We start from the raw sequence: 22,927 nt of genomic DNA on the forward strand, positions 1-22,927 counted from the left end.
TAATTCTACCTACATCTTCATATTTGTCAGCCACATGATGGTTAAAATACCCAATAAAAATGCGAAACAAATGTAATTGCTTATGGGATAACTATTCTTTTTTTAATTTTACGTTCTATTTCGGGTAACAATTTATCATTTAATAGATTATTCATACTTTCATCAAAATTGGGAAAATTTGGAGGACTCAGTATATTTTTCTTTTTTACATTGCTAATATTCCCAACATTAAAATCCGAAACTACTGCATTCGTTTCTAAATTTATAAAATCATTATTCAAAAATATATTAGTTCTTTTATCTCCATTAAAGACTCCTGCTTTTTCAAACTCTATTCCAAAATACCCATCAACAATAAGCAAAAAGTCCAAATTATATTTCACTTTTGTTTTTTTTACATCGTCGATTACATATTCTCGTTTTGTCCAAACGAAAATTGGGTCATTTGCTTTACTAACTGTATCTTTTATTTGAATAATTTCAACATTTAGTGATTCTAAATTTTTTAAATAGGCATTCACTATTCTTTCAATCGGGTTTCCTTTTCCAGTTTCTAAAAATTTATAAGCACCATTAAACATATCCTTTTTGTCTACGTTTGATATTTCAACCGTATTAGACATTACTTGTCTCGTTATTCTGTATGGACCATTAATATTAAAAATTACACCTAATTTTTTCTTTTCAGGATTTTGCGAATAACTAAAATTAAAAAGTACAGTTATACAAACAATTAGAAAGATATTTCTTTGCTTCATTTTTTTTTAAATTAAATTTTAATTGTGGACACAGATAATTTAGGAAAACCTATTTCTCTTTCGTTTTAAAAACCTTATAAAATACAAAAAGAATAATTAGCCAAATAGGAATTAATTCCACAGATAACTTCATATTTGTCATCCACATAATGGATAAAATCCCCAATAAAAATACAAAACATATGTAATTGCTTACTGGATATAATAGAGATGCAAACTTGGTTTTTATGTTTTCTTTGTCTTTCGTACGTCTAAATTGCAGATGTGTATACGAAATCATAACCCAGTTAATCACTAGGCAAGACACTACTAAAGACATTAAAATACTAAAAGCCTCTTCCGGAATTACTTTATTGATTAAAATACAGATCGCAGCAAAACACGAAGAAATTAAAATAGCATTTACTGGTACTGATTGTTTGTTTAGCTTCTTTAAAAATTGAGGTGCACTACCTTGATCCGCTAAACCAAATAACATACGTGAATTGCTGTAAACACTGCTATTATAAACAGATAAAGCAGCAGTTAAGACAATTAGATTAAGTACATTGGCAATAAGACGTGTAAAATATATTTTGTTGCCAAACAGCTCAAATTCCATTCCGTTTAAATTTTGAAAAACCATTACAAACGGACTACTGTCTGTAGTAATTTGTCTCCAAGGCGATAAAGCAAACAAAATGACCAAAGCCCCAACATAAAATATCAAGATTCTATAAATAACCTGATTGGTTGCTTTTGGAATGTTTTTTTCTGGATTTTCTGCTTCGGCTGCCGTAATTCCAATTAGTTCTAATCCTCCAAAAGAGAACATAATCAACGCCATTGCTGATAATAAACCTTGGAAATCTCCAGCTGCAGTTTTTTCAAATATACCTTTTGGAAAGAAACCTCCATCGTTATACAAATTATGAATCGAAGCGTGCTCACCTCCCGTTCCACTTACTAACAAGTAAGTACCAAAAAGAATCATGGCAATAATAGCCACCACTTTTATGATGGAGAACCAAAATTCTGTTTCTCCATAGACTTTTACGGAAGCAAAATTCAAAGCATTAATCACCAAAAAGAAAAACAAGCTGGATGCCCACAGCGGAATTTCGGGCCACCAGAACTGTACATAAACTCCAATGGCTGTAAGTTCAGCCATACTCACTAAAATATATAAAATCCAGTAATTCCAGCCTGAAGCAAAACCTGCAAAAGAACCGCAATATTTATAAGCAAAATAGCTGAAACTTCCTGATACAGGTTCTTCTACAACCATTTCACCAAGCTGTCTCATAATAAAGAAAGCGATAATTCCAGCAATTGCGTATCCCAAAATTACAGATGGTCCAGCTAATACTGCAGCCGGCCCAATACCAAGAAAAAGACCTGTTCCTATAGATCCTCCTAAGGCAATTAATTGAATGTGGCGGTTAGTCAGTCCACGTTTAAGCTGACTGTCTTGTACATTTTCATGTTCTTTTTTCACAGATTAGATTTTTAAATGAGTGGAATGTACTCATAAATGTATAAACTGCGAAGATAAGTTAAAAAAGGAAATATCACACGATACCTTAGCTCCATTCCGGAAACTGAGTTTTGTTTAAATCCAGCATTTCAATTGCTTTTAGATCTACATCATCCAGTTTAAAATCAAATATGTCGAGATTCTCTACAATATGTACTTTTTGCGAAGATCTTGGAATCGAAACAATACCGCGCTGATAATGCCATCTTAGACTTACTTGTGCTGTAGTTTTACCGTATTTTTTAGCAATCTGAGTTAAAACTTCGTTTGTAAAAAGTCCATTGCGTCCTTCGGCAAAAGGCGCCCAAGCCTGCATTTGGACATTGTGTTTTTTGAGCACATTATAATCATTGATTTGCTGAAAATATGCATGTGTTTCAATCTGATTCACAGCAGGTTTTATTTGGGCATAAGACAAAAGATCAGCCATTTGAGCAGGATCAAAATTACTAATACCAATAGCTTTGATTTTTCCTGCTTTGTAAAACTCTTCCATTGCTTTCCAAGATCCTTTAATGTCACCTCTTGGACGATGTATTAGGTACAAATCAAGATATTCAAGTCCTAATTTTCTAAGTGTCTCTTCAAAACCTTTTTTGGCATTTTCATAACCCGCATCATCAACCCATAACTTCGAGGTCACAAAAAACTGTTTTCTGTCAATGCCACTTCCCTTTATTGCTTTTCCTACCTCTTCTTCGTTTCCATACACTTTTGCTGTGTCAATAAGACGATAACCTGCTGCTATAGCTTCGGCAACAGACTGCTGGCATAGTTCGCCTCTGAGACCGTAAGTTCCAAATCCAAGTAAAGGCATTTTTAAACCGTTATTCAGTTTAACATCTGGAATGCCTCGAGTTCCTTTGTCGATTATTACATTTCCAAATAATTCAGGCATACCGAACATGCCTAAATAAATTCCTGCGGCCACGAATTTTGCACTGTTTTGCAAAAATCGTCGTCGGTTTATTTCATTTTCTTTGTTTTGAGAATCCATGGTTTTTGTATTAGTCAGTAAATCAATAAATAAAAGTAAATATTATATTTTAAATAAAATACTTGTTTTTTCAACACTCAATAATTATTAAAATGGATGAAAAGCAGCGGTTCAATTAACAAAAGGAACTCATTTTACCGTATCTCTCTTTCTAGAATTTGCTGACGACATTCCTAAAGAATCTCTTTCTCTAGATCGTCTGCGTTCTGTGGGTTTTAAATTTTTGAGTTCGCTTTCTTCTGCAAAACTTGTGTCTTCTTTAAATTTACCAGTAGAAATTTCAAAATCTTCCGCAGTACCAGTAATTTTCATTGGAATATTAATAAGTCCCATTGGCGGAAGCCCCAATCGGAAACCTACATTTATTTTACCATCCATTGTAACCTGACCTTCCAGTTTCCCTCTAAAACCAGCCATTTTCATAGTCGTTGGCGTAATCGTCATTACATTGTTTTTAATGGTCGAATGAATGGCGATTTTATTAAAGGAAGCTTTTTCTAAATCGGCTGCATCTGCTTTTTTGGCTACGTGATTTAAAAGTTTAAAGTTTTTGAATTTAATATCTTCCAAAGTCAATGTTCCTTCTCCATCAATGGCTTTAAAATCAATATCCATATTTCGGTCAATACTTCCTCCAAGCTGATAATCAACTGAAACTAAACCGTAGGCATCTTTAGCCATAGAAACCAATTCTGCAAAAATTGGAATCTCTTTATATGCACGCTGAATATCAAAATTACTGGCTTTAAAATTTGCATTATATTTTGCCAATAAACGGTGCTGGGCTTTATAATCTCCCGTCATTTCTATTTTGGTGCCCGCCATATTAAAAGCTGCTTGGGTTACCTGAACTTTGCGCTCGTTCACGACAAGGTTTCCAACAAAATCATTAATCTTATATGTATCAAATTCTAAATCGTTAACCTTTGCTGCAATCTTTAAATCGGCTGTTCGTGGAATTCTAATAACGAAGTTTTTATTTTTATCACCGTAATTTTTAGCAATAGTACTTACAACAGTAGTATCTGTTTTTTGCGCAGCTTCTTCTTCCGCTTTCTGATCGGTATATTTTGCAATCATGTCAAAAAACTCATTGGCATTAATATGATTGCTGGAAAGTTCAATATCCGCTTTTAGCTTTTCATTAGATTGCTGCAAATACTTTCTATTAAAAAGATAACGCAAAACATTATGGATATAACCATTTAAAACAATATCAGATTTACCATAAGTAGCACTAATTTGCTCAAAACGCATTTTATCCTTAAAAAACTTAAAGGTTCCCTTAGAAACTTGAAACGGCTCTGGAAACATAGCACTCTTGATTACTAAATTCCTAGCTTCGAGTTTTCCGCCATTTTTAATATTGTCGTAGTTTTTGGCATCTAAATCTTTCTTAGAGCCTTTAGCAATAAGATTGGTTTGGATTATTCCTGAAACCGTAACATCTTTTACGGGAAATATCTGTGTTAATTTACCAACATCCAGCGTTCCCTGCGTTTTAATATTATACACTAAATCGTAAAGATTAGTAACCTCTCCTTCTACTTTAAAAGGAGATCCTGCCAAAACAAATTCAGCTGGCTGCAATTTTACATTTAAATCTTCTCCGGTACCTCCATTACTGCTTACAGCAGCACTCACATTTATATTCTCAATAGGAATATTAGGGAATTTAAGTGACTTTAAATATCCGTTTTTAATATTTACGATGGTTTTCGATGACGGATATTTTTTCTGCTTACGGTTTAAAATCCCGTGCATGCTTACTTTTAAATTCAAATCACCTTTGACTTCCAAGCTGTCCAAAGGATAAAATTGATGTATGGTGGCTAAGTTAATTTTAGATTCTAATTCCGTATCTACCGTAAAAGGATATAATTTATGAAGTTCGAATTGTCCATGAATAAAATTACCCAGCGCTTCTGCATTCAAATTGGTTATTTTTCCTGAAACATTTCGTAAAATGCTGTCTTTGGCCGTTAAACTCAGATTTAGATTAACATTTTTTATCGCGTCTGGTGTTTTGGTGTTTTTTAAATAGCCGTTTTTTAAGCTTAGGTTCAGCTGAAACTTCGGAATACTTTTAATTATGGTATCTATTTTATTCAAACGCGGACTAAATCCTAAATCTCTTAGAAAAATACCGTCGGCTTTTAAGTCAAGTGCAATATTACCACGAATATCATTATCGTTCAGATTCAGTGCCTCTTTAAATTTCGCTGCATCTAAATCAGCTTTTATTGCTGTTTTAATCTTTAACTTCTTAAAACCTTCTGAATGGAAATTAACTGTTGTTTTCTTTTTATCCAAATTAAACGAAAGGTTATCCAAATCAAATTTTAGCTTATTAATATCTAAATCTCTAACCAAAGCTTTGGCCGAAATAGTAATATCTTTTACCGGCTCTTTAATTTTTTTGTAGGCAATCGTACCACTGTTAATTTGTAAATCTGCTGAAACAACTGGTTTTTCCGATTGATCCTGCATGTATTTTCCGCGTGCGAAAATTCCAAAATTAATATTACCCGTAATAGTCATTTGTTCGCGCCATTGGTCATAAGCCGGTGGTACGAGCGACAACATTTCTTCCAAAGTAGAGTTTTTAGAAATCATGCGTAAATCAAAATCATAACCTCCTTTTATGAAAGCGAAATAACCATTAAACGAAAAAGGAAAATTTTTAATTCTAATAGCATTTCGTTCAAACTTAAATTTAAGCGCTTTTGTATCAATGTAAGTAACAATTTCAGCATTTATGGGTTTACTGCGCACATAATCGATTCCAGCTACACTAAAATCAAACGTCTTTATTTTTACATTAGAATTAAGATCAAAAAAATCGGCACTTAAATCTCCTGTTCCTTTATAGTTAAGATCCTGAACTTTAAACTTTAAAAGGGTACTTTTATCATTGTAAACAATATTCGTTTTGTTGATAACAACTTTCTTTATCTTAAATTCTGTTTGAGTAGTATCTACAGGAGTTTTGGAAGGTTTTACGATATTAAAATTCGCGTGCCCTTTTTGATCTATTTCGAGGTTTAAATTAGCATCATCCAAATAAACGGCATCTAAAACTATTTTACCTTTTAGTAAACTATAAAAATTGACTCCAACAGCTGCCGTTTCTGCCTTAACCACATTTGGCGAAGCAAATTGATTTTTTTTGTTTACAATGCTGACATTTTTAGCATAGAGAATAATTGCCGGAAAATGCTTGAAAGCAGAAAGACCAATTTCATCAAAACGAACTTCTGCATCCAGCTTTTCATTAGCCAAACTTTCAATCTTAGCTGTTATTTCATCTTTAAAAAAATAGGGAACAATTGTCAGTACAATTACCAAAAGTAAAAATAGGGTTACAATACAAATTGCAACTTTTTTTAAAATCTTCTTGATCATTATTGGGGGCTTATTTTTAAGATTTTAAAAATAAAGATTTAATAACTATTGATAGTTATTGGTGGTAATATTAACTCAAAAATAACAATTTCCTCTCCAAATATTCTAGCTACTATTTTTTTGTCTCTGTTTCTATTGTAATTATATCATTTAAAAGTTCCGTGAGCTTTCTAAAATTACCCTGTTTTTTCAAAAACTGCACTTTTTTAAATTTATCTATAGCCTCTTTCAGTAAAGTTCCTGAATGGCCTGAATAAAGCACAACAGGAATATTTTTTAGTTCTTTTACACCTCTAAGCAATTTAAGAAACTCCGTTCCATCTAAATAAGGCATATGATAATCAAGAAAAATCACATCAGGAGATAACTTTAAATCCTGCAGCTTTTTAAGAGCCTCAAGAGCATTGTTTTCAACTGAGTATTTTATCTTGTTATTAATTGCATGTAAAGCGGTTACGAAGATTTCTGCATCATCAGTATCATCGTCTACTAATAAAATATTTCTGTATTTCATACCTCTAAATTAAATTACACTAAAAATCAATATTTTATACAATTCCATTCTAATTTTACACAATTCCCATATTTCGATAAATGGAATAAAATTGATATTTGTGCAATAAAAAAGACCAAACATTTTTTAAAGTTTGATCTTTTTTATCCCATTCATACGTTTTTCAATCTTGAAAAAAGTCATTTATCTTCCATCAAATTCCCTTCGATTGTAAAAAGTATCATCATCACTATTAGAATTAAAACCAGACTCATCTGCAGGATAATACGATCTTAAAACATTTCGTTCATAATCCCTGTCAAAATTATGCAGTCTGTTGTATCTACTTGTTTTTCTAAAAGTGTCATATCCTATGCCATTTGCCATGACAATTTTGGTGTCTTTATTTATGCTCACTGATCCAATTGGAATGATAATATGAGTGTCTCCCTCTGTATACATAAATTCCTTCCCGTTGTCATATTCAATAGCATCATGCACTTCTTTTTTACTATCTTCAATTAATGCTTTATCAACATTTACGTCTAGATAAACAACACGTTGCATATCTTTATTCACCCATAAATTATCAATTTTACCAATAGTGCGGTTGTCTGCATCTACTATCTTCCATCCTGTAACATCAGAATAGTTTGAAGCTACTTTATAATCTGAAAGTTCGTCTAATCGATATAAGTTTTTATCTTTATTTCCCATAAGGTTAATCTTTTTAATATTGTATTTTTCTTGCTTATTGTAGCCTAATTTAATTTATCGTGTCGGTTATAGTTGTATTTTCAACTTCAACCTCTCTTACAGGCTGCCCTTCATCATTTCTTAAAAACATATAATATATAATTGCGCCAATTAATAACAATGCCACAACCCAAGGCCATAAAGGCTTCTTTTTTTCAATTTTAATTTCTGCCATAACTCATTTATTTTTTTGATTGCATAATAGTTTTATAGTAATATTAAAGGTACAAATGAGAAAAAGAGTAAGAAGTATTTAATTTCAAATGGATGTTATACAATTCCCAGTAAATCAAAGTCTTACTTATTTAAATTTACTAGCTTAGCTTAAAATTCTGTAACATATCCTGCAAATAATGTAAGTACTATTTAATGGAAGATTTTATATTCGCATAGTTACATATAATGGATTTCATCTAGACTATAACAGCTAAAATCAGACTAATTTAAAATGAAAACTTTTCTATTTTTTATTAACTGTTTATTGGTTATTCACTGCCAAGCACAGCAGCAGAACTATTCTCCAAAAGTTATGCTGGCAATCGAAACGTATGCTTTCCTAAAAGGACAAAGTTCTGCTTTGCAGAAAGTTGCTCTTCAATTTCCTTCTCTTAAAGATGAAGTAGCATCAGTACAAAAAAGCGCCCAAAAAATACACGGAAGAGCACAACGAAATATAGAGCAGTTTTTAAAAGAAGAATTAAAGGACAATCAATTTAAAATATTGCAAAATAATATCGACTCTTTGGTAACTCAGCAATTAAAGCATCCTATTGAGCAAGAAAAGCAAGCAAAAGATTTCATAAAAAAAGTCAAAGATAAAATCCGTTTTAGTTATGATCCTATTAGTGAAAAGGGCATTATGTCTTTTGCTTACCTTGATGCCCCACATCAGGAATTTGCTGATGGACATACCATGCATTTTTCCACAAAAAATCATCCTAAGGCAGAAGAATCTGTTTTAAAAATTACTATTCCTAAAAGCTGGAATGCTGAAGAAGCACAGATGCCGGAAACCATTCAGCAATTTACCAGTCATGATGGAACCGGAGACGAGAGAATTCTAATTGTAATGTATGAATTAGACGAAGAAGACCAAAATCTTCTCCTAAATGAAAAAACTGTTTCTGAAATGATAGCCCCAGGAAGCAAAATTATTAGAACGGAAAAAGTTAAGATTGACGGAATGCCTGCACTAATGGTAGAAATTGAAGAAACAATACATTTTGATGCGGATAAAAAGAAAATACGAATGCTGCAGTTTATGTTCATGCATAAACAGAAATTATATTGTCTCCAAGGAAGTGTTGGACCAGCGCCTTTACATCATAATTTAGATCATAGGTTAAGAAAATACGAACCTTTATTCCGTCTTGTTGCTGCTGGTACAGATGTAGTTCATTAATAAAAAAAACATTGTATGATTTATTCCTCAGTTAATTCGGTTTCAGTATGCAGCGCACAAACCCATTCATTATTTTGTTTTACCCATGTAGAAGTGCAGGCACATTTCATTATTTTCTTTTGTTTACTATCTTCCAACTCTATTATGTAAGCTGTTACAACGGTAGTTTCTGTTAAGGCTTGTGAGTTAAAATCCGAAAAACCTAATACTTTTATTTTGTCTCCATCTCCCGATTCAAACATTTTTTTAAATGTAGTTTCATCTACGTTATGTACACCGTTTTTGCCAGCTACAATACAAGGAAAGTAAGTAAGATTTTTTACTGTTTCATAGTCATGATTTTCCATTCCCTGCCAGTATTTTTTTTCAAGTTCAATTATCTGTGTTTCCATAATTATCTTCTTTAACAGTTTATACAAAGTTCAAATTAAAATAAAAAGCAAGAAACATCTTTAACATATATTTAATTGAAAATCAACAAATTGAATAGGTTTCTTTAATTATAATTAAACAATTATTGAAAATAATTATATAACTGAAAATGAATATCTTACTCTAATTTTATACTTCCAAAAAGCAAATAAAATTCTAACAATTAAGGAAATAGAATCATGGAAGATATACATACACATAGCAGCCTCAAAGGAAAAATAGTTGTAATAACTGGTGCCAGCAGCGGTGTTGGCCGTGCGGCAGCAGAAGCATTTGCACGTGAGGGCTGTAATTTAGTGATTACAGCAAGAGGAAAAAAAGGTATTGATGAAGTAGTAGATTATTGTCGCGCTCTAAATGTTAAGGCTGTTGGTATTCCTGCAGACATGTCAATTGCAGAAGATGTAGAAAAAGTAGCCGCTGGAGCTCTGGCAATTGGAGGAAGAATCGATATCTGGGTTAACAATGCAGGCGTTATGGCCAGTGGAAAATTTGAGGAGATTCCTCTAGAAGTTCATCAGCAGGTTATTAAAACCAATTTGTTTGGCTATATGCATGGAGCTTATAATGCAATTAAAATTTTTAAGGAACAAGATGAAGGAATTTTGATCAATAATATATCCATTGGAGGATTTATGCCTGCTCCTTACAGTGCAGTCTATTCCGCATCCAAATTCGGAATCAGGGGTATGATGGAATGTCTGCAGGGAGAAATATCAAATCGAAGACATATTCATATCTGCAATCTTTATCCTCAATTGCAAAACTCTACTGGTAATCTGCATTCAGCCAAATATTCCGGATTTGATATGACAATACCTTTTATCGCATCCGATCCTCGCGATACGGCTGCTAAAATAGTTGAACTGGCAAAAAATCCTAAAAAAGAATTGTTTCCCGACTTTAAATCTGCAGCAATCACCAATACGTACAAATTACTTCCCAAAATAATTACTAATGCAGCATCAGCAGTTGTTCGCACCAAAATGAAATTCAACGAAGAAAAAGTGAACAATCCAGGAAATGTTTTATCTAAGTCAAAAGAACCTCTTCGAGTTTACGGAAATCCGTCTTCCAAAGTGGTATCAGATCTTAAGCTAGCATTATTTGCTGGAATTGGAATAAGTTTAGGGCTGTTTCTCTTTAGCAAGAAATAGCAAAATCATCATTACTTATGCAAAAATAAACATGGAGATTCATAAACACGAGTATATCACGTAATTTTTTAAAGTGGTAAGTTCTGGTTTTATCTAATGATTTTCATGACTTAATCAAGAAGTAATAATTAGATAAATTTAGTAAAACAACTTAAATTTACAGCTTTAGCCACAATCTGAATAAATACTTGATTTGATACTTTTTTTGATGCTATTACATTAGAGCTTTTAATTTCTTAATCGGAAATATTCAGTATTTTTAATCTATTTATAATACAAAAAAATGACACTTCTAGTCCTACAATAAACATCTAATAATCAAACATTTGAAAACAATATAATATTAAGAGCAAAAATTTGAATTTGCTATTTTTAGTTTTATCAATATTATTCCAAAAGAATAAACCTTTAAAAAATTGCCTCAAAAAGAACAAATGAATCTGGATTTTTATCAGCCGAAAAACGAAATTTTAAAAAAATATATCGAAGGATACTACTTTATTTCAAAAGATAAAAATTCGGGTTCTGTACAATATCTCACTTTCCCTAATAATTTTTGCATTTTAACCACCAATGAAGATATAGATGTTGAAATACAAAATAACGAAGTCATCATAAAGGCATCGCCAGATAAAAATAGTATGACCTGTGTAGTTTCTCGTTATACCAAACCTATTAAAATTCATTACAAAGAGCTCATAAATGAAGTGACGATTTACTTTAAACCATTAGGAATTAGTCAGTTTTTATCCGATTCAAAAAGTATTTTTTTAGAAAGTACTATTTTGGATTTTACTTTTATGCCTGACTTTAATGCTAAAATGATTGAAATTTTCAATTTAACCAAAGATAAACAAAGCCAAGAACTTGAAGATTATTTGCTTTCTAAATTACAAATCAAAGACTTTTCTTTAATTGAAAAAATAGTTGAAGCAATAGAAAGTGATGAAAAGATTGAAGAAATCGCTCTTAAACATCAAATAAGCAGGCAATATTTGAATAAGCTTTTCACAAAACATATTGGCAAATCTCCTTCAGAGTACCGAAAAATTCATCGCTTTAGAAACTCAATCCTTAAGCAAAAGCAAAGTAAAAATTTTTCTGAGTTATCTCAATACGATTTTTATGATCAATCTCATTTTATTCGAAACTTTAAAGAGCTCACAAACAGGAATCCACAGATCTTTTTCAAAAATATAGATACAGAGAAAGAAAATATCTGGCTTTTTGTCTAAACTGTTTCCATTTGTACAATTTTACGATTTTGGGATACTATACTTTTACTAAATTCTAAATAATGTAAAAACAAAAAAATCCCAAAAAATATGAACTGGCAAAAAATCCATCTTTTTTTACACACCTTTTGCAGATACTTTCTAGCTACAATAATAATCTTATATGCTTACGGTAAAATATTAAAAACCCAATTTGTATCACAGCCAAGCGTATATGATATGCCAATTGGTTCTCTAGATGGTTTTCGGCTTACTTGGTATTATTATGGGTACTGCAATTGGTACCCAATTGTTATTGCCGTTACTCAGATTATAAGCTCGCTTCTACTCTTTTTTAGAAAAACGACAAGAATAGGAATTATTCTCTTCCTTACTTTTATGATTAATATTCTTCTGACAGATTTTGCATATGATATAAATGCAAAAGGAATTGCGATAACATTAACTCTAATGGCATTTTTTGTGCTATTTTCTGATTATGAAGTTTTTATCAAATATTTTTTAGAAGAACCTCCATTGTATCAAAACAGTGACAGACCCAAATGGATAAACAAGATTAGTGCAATAAAATTCATTTACATTCCTGCTGTATTCATTGGTTTCTTTATCATGTTCAGTATTTTGAAAACCAAATACATGTCACAAGATAATTTTTACGGAACTTGGGAAAATCTTCAAACTAAGGAAAGGCTACATTTTGAGAACCTAAATAATTTTCAAATGAACAAAACAGATCGGCTAGAAAGCATTGTAAATGGAGAATACTCATTTACTAAAGATTCTTTAACTTTAAAATCTAACGATAACTCACAAAATAAAACAAAAAACTATTTAAAAGGAAAATATATCATACACCAATCTGATTTAACTATTACAACCAAAACCGACAATCTAAAATTTAGAAGAATTAGATAAACAACTTACTAAATTAAAAGCCGTATCAAACTATCAATTGACACGGCTTTCTTTTTAATTATATTTCTTTTAAGTTAATTTCCTTTTTCTCGCCATCTTTATCAATGCTTACACGCTTTTCAATATTGGCTTTATCGGTGTAGGATTGTCTTGCAGTTCCATAATTTGTTGTAGAACCTTGATAGCCAAAATAATTATAATAATTGGTATATCCTGATACGTACGAATAGTTATAAGAATTAGAAAAATCAAAACTAACCATGACAATATAAGTCCCTGGCATTAGGTCTGCAAACTCAAAATGTCCTTCATCGTCATATACTTTGGCTTTTTTTACAGAGTAACCGAAATTGCTATCCAAAGGAACTTCGGGCATTTTTTTCTGTTTACGGATTTTCTTGTTTACTTCTATCCATTCCTCATAATAAGCTGAACTTGGAAAAAGTGTGATCTCTGTTCCTCTTGGAGCATATTGTTTCTTAGCTGTATTGACTAAACCTCCTAGTCTCTTACCAGAATCCGATCTTGCATAAGCTGTACCAATTATAACACTGTTACCGCCAGAGATTTGTCTAGCCACAGCTTCTTTATCAAATTTATTTTTAATAGGCTGATAATCTAGTTCTTCGTTAACTGTGATTTCCCACATTCCGTTTGCCATAGACATTTCGCGCTGCCACAGACGGCGGTCTTTCTTGTCTATAATATAATTATAAGTGGCATTGGTACTTTCTTCCAAAACCGTAACTAGCCATGTTTCATGCTTGCCAGTTCTAGGAGAGTTATAGATGAAACTTTTTACTTCTTTAATGGTATAATATTCAACAAGTGTATTTGACGATTGATCGTTATAATAGAACTGTGGAAAACGTCCTTTATAACCAACATCTAATGGCAATGTTCCAATTAAATGATCCGTCCAGTTAAAGTCAAAATATGCTACCTTAGGATTGAGCTTTAGTTTTTTATCCTTTTTGGTTTTCTTCGAATAGAAATTACCCGTAATGGTTTCACCAAAATCAAGATTTAATTTTGCGTTGTTGGTATCATCAGAATAGCTAATAGCTTTAAGTGTTTGAGCGTCTGCTGTACTAATACGTGTAGTAGATTTTCCATTGTCTTTCGGTGTATAGGTATTGTTTAACGTTAATTGATTGTTGTTTAAAACAATATCATAAGTCAATGATCCTAAATTTTTCCATTCTGTACCTTTCACGTAATATACTGTGTAGAGTGATTTTTCGGGTTTGATATACTTGGTATTAATATCCTTAATTCCAGGAACTATTTCTTTTTGACTAAATGCAATAAATGGAAGCAAGATTAGTGCGAAAATAATGGGGTATAATTTCATTTTTCTGCTATTATAATTATCGGTTAACGAATTGTTTTTTATCATTTTGAATACTTTTATTTTGTGGTATTAATTATATCTTCATAAGGAAGGTTAAATGTCCCTTCTGTAATTTCTATTGCAACACCTGAATCCAAATTCCTAACCTTTCCAGAAAATGTACCTTTGATGCCATTTTTACTAATAGATTCTATTTTTAATGTAAAAACATCATCTGCTGTTCTCGTACTATAAACAATCGTTCCATTTGTAGTTTGAATAGCATAACGAGCTACCATTTCTGGTTCTGTGGGTGTGGAATATGTACCTGCTTTGATATCTCCTCCCGTTCTCCATATCTCAAAATCTAAAGAAGGTGGTATTAGCTCGCCAACTTTAGTTGGATAAGGTGCCTCGAATCCTCCAACTACAATATGTTCAAATCGATTATCGTTCCCACCGCCTTGAAAATTTACATCGTAAAAATCTACTTTTCGTCCATCCAGACTTGCTCTAAAATAATAATCAGATCCTGAATTATCTGATCCATTATCATCGCTTGAACAGGAAACTAATACTAAAGCTAAAAAGAATACATGAAAAAGCTGCTTCGTAAAACTTGATATACTGCCTTTTAAAAAATTTGATCTCATAACTGAAAAATGGTCTATACTGTTATCTCTCATGATTACTTTTTTGATTAGCTACAAATTTACTGACAACAGAAACAAAAAAAAATACCTGATTTCATGGTACTTTATGCATATTTGAACCAAAATGAATAAATAAAAAAGCTGTCTCCAAAAAATGAGACAGCTTTTTATAGTACAGCACTTTACAAATTCTATATCGAACAGATGTAAAGTATTAATCTTTTTTGTTTTGCATAAAATCAGGAAAACCGCTTTCTGTCCATTCCACAGCACGGGCTCGGGTTGCACGATTTACATCCGACAATTCATCTCCTTGAATTTCCTTGTAATCTCTTGCATGGTAAATCATTATAGTCGTTTTTCCATCCTCAGAAGTTGTAAATGAATTGTGACCTGGTCCATATCTTTTTAGATCTTCATTCGTATAAAAAACGGGAGCTGGAGATTTATTCCAATTAGCCACATTTAGCAAATCGGCATTTTCATTAATCCAAAGTAATCCCATACAATAATTATGATTCGTTGCACTAGCAGAATAACTAACAAATATTTTTCCGTTCTTTTGAATGACAGCTGGCCCTTCGTTTACATTATACTTTTCTCTTTCCCAGCCAAATTCAGGTTCTGTAATAACGATTTCTGGACCTGTAAGCGTTGTCGGATTTTTCATTTCTGATAAAACCAAAGCTGTACCATGCTTTCCTCCTCTTACATTCTGCGCCCAAATTAAATATCTTTTGCCGTTATGCACAAAAGTTGTAGCGTCTAGAGAAAATGAATCTATCTTAGTTTTTATCTGGCCTTCTTCTGTCCATTTGCCTTGCATTGGATCTGCTGATGAATTGGATAATACCCAAATTCTGATATTCCATTTATTTTCAGCCTCTCCAGCTGCAAAATAAATATACCACTTGCCATCTATCCAGTGCAACTCAGGAGCCCAGATATGATTTGCCATCACTCCTGTTTTATGTTTATGCCAGATTTCTTTTTCTTTAGCATCTTTTAGTCCGTTAATACTATTCGCTTTTCGTAGTACAATGCGATCGTATTCGGGAACTGTAGCTATTAAGTAGTATTCACCCGAAGCTGTTTTATGCACCCACGGATCGGCACGTTTTTCTGCTATTGGATTATTGAATTCAATTGACTGTGAATAGCTTTGAAATGAATACATTGTTGCCATGATGGCTAAAATAGATACTCTAATAAATTTCATTTTAGGCTTTTAATTTTTTCTTTAGTTAATATATTTGTTTCTATTGATTTTTTTTCCATTCAAAATTCCCATTCTGACTTATATTAAGTTTTGTCACCTTTCCATTTTCCTTTACAAACTCACATTCTGCCCCCAAAATATTCTTAAACTGGAATTTTGTATCCGATTGAAAAATTAATGGAATTGTTCCCTGTCCAGAAATCTTAGCCCATAATTGTCCATTTTCATTTGTAATTGTTATGGTTCTTTTTGTATCTATTGATAACGTATAAACACCAACATATTCATTTAGTAAAGCAGCATCCACTTTTATTTCTTGTTGAAATGTTTTCCCTAATATAAGACTGGCAATATCAACCGATAATTCATCTTTTGGAGCACATTCACAATTAAATAATGCAACCACGAATACTTTTTCTTCCGGATAATAAATTTCATTAGTTAAAAATCCTGTGATAGCTCCACCATGTTCAATTGATTTTATCCCATTTACATTTTTTAATATCCAGCCGTAACCATATTCTGTCAAACTTCCATCTTTTAATTTAAAGGGTACAAATGCTTTTTCTAAGGTTTCTTTTTTTAGAATTTTATATGAATACAATCCTTCGTTCCATTTTAATAAATCTTCAGCATTTGAAATCAATTCACCTGCAGCATAAGCAATAGTCATACTCCAATAATCAGCATTTTTAAAAACCTTACCGTCTTTTCGATATCCATTTACTCGGTTAGGAATAATGTTGTTGGAATTATCAAAATAAGTGTGATTTAAAGCCAAAGGTTTCAGAATGTTTTCCTGTAAATAAGCACTATAACTTTTACCACTTACTTTTTCGATAATATATCCCAATAAATAATAGCCTGAATTACTGTATTTATATTTAGTGCCTGGCTCAAATTCTAATGGAACGTTTTTAAAAAGGTCAATAAGTTCCTTTGGTTCAAAGTCTCTTCTTTCTAAATAAGGTTTCTGATAATCAATCTGCATATAATCCTTTATTCCTGAAGTATGAGTCAATATATTCTCAATAGTTATGTTTTGAGAATAGGATGGATAATCAGGTATAAATTTTTGCAGATTATCTTGTAGAGAGATTTTACCTTGCTCTACTAATTGCAAAATCGCCACAGCTGTAAATTGTTTCGTTATAGAACCCAGCTTAAAAACCATATCTGGCTTAATCGGTATATTTAATTCTAGATTTGCACTTCCAAAAGCTTTTTTATAAATAATTTCTCCTTTTTTTGCCACCAAAACTTCAACGCCAGGTTCTGATAAGCTAAATTTAGATGAAAGCAGTTCATCCAATTTTTTTTCTAATTGTTTATCCTGTTTAGATTGCCCGTAATTACAGGCAGATCCTAAAATGCAAATAAAAAAAAATAATTTATACATCTTTCCATTAATTAGATACTATTAAACCATTTCATGTAATAAAAATATACAAATGAATTACACCATTATTCATTTTTAAAATCAACCAGCTTTTTTATTCCATTATTAAATTCTACACTGACAGTCCCATTTTTCTGTTCTTGAATTTTTAGCGGCATCAATTCTTTATTCTTCCATTTTTCGCCTGATTTTTTCCAAAGCATCAAAGTGGCATAAATGGATGTTTTTTGGGATTTGGAATCACTACTAACATTAACCACGGCACTTTCTGTACTTTCTGGATGTAATCCATTTGCATTGACAACTTCTGATTTATCCCATCCTGAAAGCGCAACCATTGCTAATTGATATTTTCCGTTATCGATAATGGTAACCTCATGTCCTTCTACGATTTTTTTAGTCGTAATTATTTCTTTATTCAATTTTGGTAAAGCATAATGACCTAAACGCATCGAAATTGGCTTATCACTATTATTTTTATCGACTCTTAAAATTCCATTAACCAAAGGAATATCTGCTAAATTGAACTGAATTTTTTCATCGGTTTCCAAAACTACATCTCTGTAATAAATACCGTTTTCAAATTTTTTAAAAGCATACAATCTAAAAGGTTCCCATTGATTATTTTTATTTTTAATTACGTAATTCATGGCAACTTCGCCATTTTCGCCGTCAGCCTGCCAAAGGAAAGCGCTATTATAAGACAATCGGTTATAATTCTCTGTTGATCTGAATCCCTGCCAATCGTCTTTCTTTTTTTCATGGCACCACGCTCTTATTTCTGATGCGCCAATGTTCGGATAATTTGTAATTAAAATCTTGGAACCGTTTAAAAAATTACTGTAAACATTCTCTTTTTTGAATTTAGTTTCCCAGTCTCCATCATTTTCTTTTGCTGTCCAAAACGGATTATTATCTGGCAGTAAAAGTCCCATAAAAGCTTTTCCCATCCAATACACACTTCCTCTACAGCTATACACTTGAACGGCGGGTTCAAATGCTCCATAAAACCCAAGTGTTGGTACATTTTCTTTCATAAATTCAGGATTTTCTAGAAACTGTTTTAAAACTCCTGATGAAATTCTGCGAAGCCAGCCATTGTTAACCGTTGGATCATTTTCTAATCCCATAAACGGAAAAGCAGCAATCGATGCAATTCTATAACTAATGCTTCTTCCAAACATAATCATTTCGCCATTTTGGCTGAACATTAATGGATAATTGGAATTAAGATCTCTAAAATTACTTTTGAACTTGGTAGCATATTCAGGATAATATTTGTTTCCAAAATATTCAGACCAAAGCGCTCCGTACAATTGAAACCCCCACATACTGTAATAATCGTACGCTGGACTATCATTGTACCAGCCATCGCCTCTATAATCGTTTAAACATTTCTGCAGATATTCTTCTAGCAGTTTTTCGTTGACAGCATAACCTTGTTCTTTAAAAAAGCTTAAAACAAAAATGTTGAAAAACTTCCAGTTTGAAGATACCGTTGGTCCATCGCCATAACTAAGCATTGATTTTGCCAATGCATCTTTTTGATCTTGTGGCAGCGGTTTCCAAAGTACTTCAGGATTGGTAAGCAAGGACATAGCAATTGCTCCATACTCAACCAAATTCTGGCTTGGCCCACCATTTTTAGGTCTTGGTGTAATATAAGAAGGACTATTCGAGTCAACTAATTTACTGAACTGATGTCTGTAATAATCGGCAACTTTGATGTTATTGATGACCAAATTTGGATTTTCTTTAAGAAGCGGAGAAGCAATAAATAATGTTCTACTCAAACCTTCCAGTTTCTCGGTTGGTACTCTACCTTCATCCTGCGGATAACTTTTTCCCGGCTGTTTTGGAAACTTCATCGGATCATCCAAATTATGAATATAACTAAAAGCACCTTCTAACAAATAAAGTCCCGCATCTTTCCAATGCTGTTTTGTCATTCCTGTATAAGGACTCAGTTTATAATCTGGATTAACAATTTTAAAAACGTTATTCGTATTTTGTTTTTGCTGTGAATATAAAGAGAGACTAAACATTGTGGCTAAAAACCACATTTTCAAATTATTCATGCTTACTTTTTTTCTAATTTCTAATACCAACTATTTATCGATTTTCTTTAAAAAAAGACTACTTATTCAAATAAGGTTTTAACACAACTAGTTTATCTCCAGACAAATCGACTTCAAACAATTTTGGAATTCTCACCGTCTTGTTATCAACTTTTTTATGACTATGGACCGACATCAACCATTTACCTTCAAAAGTTTGAAATAACATGCCATGTCCAAAATTTGGCGGTGTAATAGGCTCTTTCTCTTGAATCCATGGTCCATCTAAAGTGCCACTTTTAGAATAAGCAACTCCCTGCGTATAAACATCATAAATCCAGCTGGTCCAAATCATTCCCAAACGTCCAGTTCCTGTCTTAAACAAATAAGGACCGTCTGTAACTTTATTGGGTTTGTCATTTCCATTCGCGTCTTTTTCTCGGCTCCAAGGCGATTCGCTTGCTTTAAAAAGTAATTTTCCCTCTCCTACCGATCCACTTAAATTTGGTTTAAGTTCTATTTTTTCGATTGTTCCATTGCCATTTTGGAGCCATTCGTAACAATAAATCATGTACGGTTTTCCATCTTTGTCAATCCAAAATGTACCATCTAACGTTGGTTTATTGGCTGGTAAATAGGTATCGTCTTTCATTGGTACATATGGTCCTTCCGCTTTATCACTAACTAAAATATGACTCGCACGGCGTTCAATACTAATATCGTCAACTTTATCTATTATTTTGTCTCTATTGGTAAAAGTCGCAAAGTCGTAATATTTATTTTTATAAAAATGAAGTTCTGCAGCCCAAATCATAGGGTTTGGTCCCATCCAAGAATTGGGATTAGTTTTGGTGATTTCATACGGACCGCTCCATGATTTTAAATCTTTGCTTTTCCAAAGTAATCCTCCTGTACCAGTCATATAATACATATTGGTTTTCTTATCAGCTAAAATAGCTGGATCACTCAATCTAATGGAATCTAAAGGAACTGCTTCTTTAATTTGTCTCTTTTTTTGAGCCTGCATCATTGAAAAAAATAAAAAACATAAAAGCACAGAAAAAACAAGACGTGATTTCTGTATACAATAATTTTGGTGTGTTTTCATTTTCATAGTTTATAAATTTACAGATTTACAATTGTTTTTTATTGATTTTCTGTAAAAGCATTTAAATTCCATTTATCCAACCATTTCAAAATTGGTTTTCCGTTTTCAAATTGTATTGGAAGCCAGATATAAGTGCCATCAATTGGATTTTTAGGATTCCATCGATCAGCCATAAAAATAAACTGGTCCTTTTCGCCTTGTACAGGAAGAATATAAGTGCTTTGTGAATGAAAAGTCAATTCAGCATCTTTACCCACACATGGATTTCCTAAAGTTTCCCATGGCCCAAAAATAGATTTCGATTTAAAAGATCTTGCAGCATTTGGATCCCAGCCCGTACAACCTGATGTTATCATATAATAAATTCCGTCTTTTTTAAAAATAGCTGGAGCTTCATTATGTCCTGCCGGTGCTACTCTTGACCACTTATCTGTAAAATCTAAATAATCGTCTGTAAGTTCCGAAATGTGAAGTGTCAGATTTTCTTCTGAGGAATGAATTAAATACGCCTTCTCATTATCATCAACATAAACAGTCATATCTCTAGACATTTGCCCTTTATCAAAATCCCTACGAACCAGCATTCCGTTTTTTATTGCAGTCAGCCATTCGGGACTCCACGATTTTAAAGAAGCTTCATTATTGGACGCCACTTTAAACTCCTCTTTAAAATCAATTGGCCAAACTCCTTTATTAGGACGATATGATTTTTTGAATTGAAAAGGCCCTTTTGGAGAATCGCTTATCGCAACAGCGGCTTTGGCAGCATCATAACCCTGCCCTTTCAGTTCCAAATGAAACCACATTACATATTTCCCTGTTTTTTTATTAAAGATTACTTTTGGACGCTCCATAACGCATCCTTTTGTAATTTCAGATTTAGGGTTTTGTTCGACTTTTAGCACAATACCTTCATTATGCCAATTATACAAATCCTTTGAGGAATAACAGCTGATTCCTTCCAATGAGGTGTTTCCTGAACGGCCAGAAGTTTTATATTCGCCGTACCAATAATAGGTGTCATCAACAAAAACAATTCCGCCGCCATGGGCATTAATATGCACTCCATCTGTATCTTTCCACTGTTTTCCCGAAACAAAATAATTGTTTTGCGAAAAAACAAAAGAACACACAAAACTGATAATCATCGAAAATTTTAATTTCATTTTTACTTATTTTTTTGATAAACCCTTATATAATCTATACTGTATTTTGACGGAAGATCTGCTTTCGAAAATGCTCCACCATTTATTCCTCCAACGGCAAGGTTCACTAACAAATAGTGAGGCTGTTGAAATGGACTTATTTTTTGATCTGCCGATGGTATTGTTACATCAACATTAATTTCATTTAATAATTGGTCATCAACATATAATTTAATCGAATGCGCATCCCAATCCATTTTCCAAATGTGAAATTTGTCTGCCCATGATTTGTCTTTAAAATCACTCAACTTAAACGTTTCACTATCCCAAGCTGTATCCGGCTCGTTTGATTTCCATGCGGCATTAGCCAGTATTTTTCCGGTGTAATATTCCATGATATCTATTTCGCCATTTGCTGGCCAATTGCCCTTTATTCCTAAACTCCAAAAGGCCGGCCACATTCCTTTACCAACTGGAATTTTAGCGCGCATTTCAAAGCGTCCGTATTGCCAGGAATGTTTTCCTCGGGTAATTAAACACGAAGAAGTCACTTTTATGGAATCTCTATTTTTAGCAAAATCTTTATGCGTTTTAGATACAAAATCTGGGTTCGGTTTATTTTCATTTCTAGCTTCGATAATCAAATAACCATCTTTGCAAAATGCATTTTCTTTTTGATACCATTGGTTTTCTTGATTTCTCACAAAACCTATTTCGTAATTCCAATTCTTTTCATCTGGACGGCCATCTGTATTAAACTCATCTGCCCAGACCAACTTATAATCTTCAGAGGTTAAAACTTTTTCTTTGTACCTGATAAAACTAAAAAGCAGCATCAGGAAAATTCCCAACGCCAAAAACTTACCGATAAATCTCATTTTATATCTATTTTTTTAATCCTAAATAATCTCTCTTAATTCTGAGATCTTTCTATTATAACAAGGGAT

Annotated in this window: 20 protein-coding genes; 4 read left to right on the top strand and 16 right to left on the bottom strand. The window is 32.4% G+C overall.

The features are described 5' to 3' along the window. Window positions 1-80 precede the first annotated feature (80 nt). The 7 genes from GSY47_RS04260 to GSY47_RS04290 form a co-directional block, all read right to left on the bottom strand. Complete coding sequence (locus GSY47_RS04260; RefSeq protein WP_179003703.1) at window positions 81-758, bottom strand: hypothetical protein; 678 nt, start codon at window positions 756-758, stop codon at window positions 81-83. A gap of 49 nt (window positions 759-807) precedes the next feature. Continuing rightward, window positions 808-2,235: an amino acid permease gene (locus GSY47_RS04265; protein WP_179003702.1), complete on the bottom strand. Its 1,428-nt coding sequence runs from the start codon at window positions 2,233-2,235 to the stop codon at window positions 808-810. Between the two features lie 85 nt (window positions 2,236-2,320). Then, window positions 2,321-3,271: an aldo/keto reductase gene (locus GSY47_RS04270; protein WP_179003701.1), complete on the bottom strand. Its 951-nt coding sequence runs from the start codon at window positions 3,269-3,271 to the stop codon at window positions 2,321-2,323. A gap of 129 nt (window positions 3,272-3,400) precedes the next feature. Then, window positions 3,401-6,676, bottom strand: a complete 3,276-nt coding sequence (locus tag GSY47_RS04275; RefSeq protein WP_179003700.1) for an AsmA family protein — start codon at window positions 6,674-6,676, stop codon at window positions 3,401-3,403. A gap of 112 nt (window positions 6,677-6,788) precedes the next feature. Beyond that, a complete protein-coding gene (locus tag GSY47_RS04280; protein ID WP_179003699.1) occupies window positions 6,789-7,190 on the bottom strand; it encodes a response regulator in 402 nt (133 codons plus the stop codon). 183 nt (window positions 7,191-7,373) lie between these two features. After that, on the bottom strand, window positions 7,374-7,886 hold the full coding sequence (locus GSY47_RS04285; RefSeq protein ID WP_179003698.1) for a PRC-barrel domain-containing protein: 513 nt from the start codon (window positions 7,884-7,886) through the stop codon (window positions 7,374-7,376). 49 nt (window positions 7,887-7,935) lie between these two features. Next, window positions 7,936-8,100, bottom strand: coding sequence for a hypothetical protein (locus tag GSY47_RS04290; protein WP_179003697.1), 165 nt, complete (start codon window positions 8,098-8,100; stop codon window positions 7,936-7,938). A gap of 273 nt (window positions 8,101-8,373) precedes the next feature. Here GSY47_RS04290 and GSY47_RS04295 point away from each other — a divergent pair, with 273 nt between their 5' ends. Next, complete coding sequence (locus GSY47_RS04295; protein WP_179003696.1) at window positions 8,374-9,327, top strand: hypothetical protein; 954 nt, start codon at window positions 8,374-8,376, stop codon at window positions 9,325-9,327. Between the two features lie 20 nt (window positions 9,328-9,347). On the opposite strand, the gene GSY47_RS04300 is transcribed toward GSY47_RS04295, so the two are convergent. Further along, on the bottom strand, window positions 9,348-9,719 hold the full coding sequence (locus tag GSY47_RS04300; RefSeq protein WP_179003695.1) for a DUF4440 domain-containing protein: 372 nt from the start codon (window positions 9,717-9,719) through the stop codon (window positions 9,348-9,350). Between the two features lie 219 nt (window positions 9,720-9,938). Here GSY47_RS04300 and GSY47_RS04305 point away from each other — a divergent pair, with 219 nt between their 5' ends. From GSY47_RS04305 to GSY47_RS04315, 3 genes are all read left to right on the top strand, one after another. Then, on the top strand, window positions 9,939-10,916 hold the full coding sequence (locus GSY47_RS04305) for an SDR family NAD(P)-dependent oxidoreductase (RefSeq protein WP_179003694.1): 978 nt from the start codon (window positions 9,939-9,941) through the stop codon (window positions 10,914-10,916). A 416-nt stretch (window positions 10,917-11,332) separates the two neighbouring features. Next, window positions 11,333-12,151 carry a helix-turn-helix domain-containing protein gene (locus GSY47_RS04310; protein ID WP_179003693.1) on the top strand — a complete coding sequence of 273 codons (819 nt, stop codon included), beginning with the start codon at window positions 11,333-11,335 and terminating at the stop codon, window positions 12,149-12,151. Window positions 12,152-12,241: 90 nt separating this feature from the next. Then, window positions 12,242-13,066 carry a hypothetical protein gene (locus GSY47_RS04315; protein WP_179003692.1) on the top strand — a complete coding sequence of 275 codons (825 nt, stop codon included), beginning with the start codon at window positions 12,242-12,244 and terminating at the stop codon, window positions 13,064-13,066. 58 nt (window positions 13,067-13,124) lie between these two features. Here GSY47_RS04315 and GSY47_RS04320 read toward each other — a convergent pair whose 3' ends face one another. The 8 genes from GSY47_RS04320 to GSY47_RS04355 all read right to left on the bottom strand — a co-directional run bounded on the left by GSY47_RS04320 (window position 13,125) and on the right by GSY47_RS04355 (window position 22,858). Then, a complete protein-coding gene (locus tag GSY47_RS04320; protein ID WP_246611261.1) occupies window positions 13,125-14,465 on the bottom strand; it encodes a hypothetical protein in 1,341 nt (446 codons plus the stop codon). An 11-nt stretch (window positions 14,466-14,476) separates the two neighbouring features. Continuing rightward, a complete protein-coding gene (locus GSY47_RS04325; protein ID WP_179003691.1) occupies window positions 14,477-15,085 on the bottom strand; it encodes a hypothetical protein in 609 nt (202 codons plus the stop codon). A gap of 181 nt (window positions 15,086-15,266) precedes the next feature. Next, window positions 15,267-16,271, bottom strand: a complete 1,005-nt coding sequence (locus tag GSY47_RS04330) for a glycoside hydrolase family 43 protein (RefSeq protein ID WP_179003690.1) — start codon at window positions 16,269-16,271, stop codon at window positions 15,267-15,269. Window positions 16,272-16,311: 40 nt separating this feature from the next. Beyond that, the gene (locus tag GSY47_RS04335) at window positions 16,312-17,670 is read right to left on the bottom strand and encodes a serine hydrolase (RefSeq protein WP_179003689.1); all 1,359 of its coding nucleotides are present in this window, start codon (window positions 17,668-17,670) and stop codon (window positions 16,312-16,314) included. 65 nt (window positions 17,671-17,735) lie between these two features. Continuing rightward, window positions 17,736-19,748, bottom strand: coding sequence for a DUF2264 domain-containing protein (locus GSY47_RS04340; RefSeq protein ID WP_179003688.1), 2,013 nt, complete (start codon window positions 19,746-19,748; stop codon window positions 17,736-17,738). A gap of 58 nt (window positions 19,749-19,806) precedes the next feature. After that, window positions 19,807-20,835 (bottom strand): glycoside hydrolase family 43 protein, encoded by a 1,029-nt coding sequence (locus tag GSY47_RS04345; protein ID WP_246611262.1) that lies wholly within the window; start codon window positions 20,833-20,835, stop codon window positions 19,807-19,809. Window positions 20,836-20,873: 38 nt separating this feature from the next. After that, the gene (locus GSY47_RS04350; RefSeq protein WP_179003687.1) at window positions 20,874-22,001 is read right to left on the bottom strand and encodes a glycoside hydrolase family 43 protein; all 1,128 of its coding nucleotides are present in this window, start codon (window positions 21,999-22,001) and stop codon (window positions 20,874-20,876) included. Between the two features lie 2 nt (window positions 22,002-22,003). Beyond that, window positions 22,004-22,858 carry a glycoside hydrolase family 16 protein gene (locus tag GSY47_RS04355; RefSeq protein WP_218651405.1) on the bottom strand — a complete coding sequence of 285 codons (855 nt, stop codon included), beginning with the start codon at window positions 22,856-22,858 and terminating at the stop codon, window positions 22,004-22,006. Window positions 22,859-22,927: the final 69 nt, after the last annotated feature.

This window comes from Flavobacterium quisquiliarum (genome assembly GCF_019308285.1).
Lineage (GTDB): Bacteria > Bacteroidota > Bacteroidia > Flavobacteriales > Flavobacteriaceae > Flavobacterium > Flavobacterium quisquiliarum.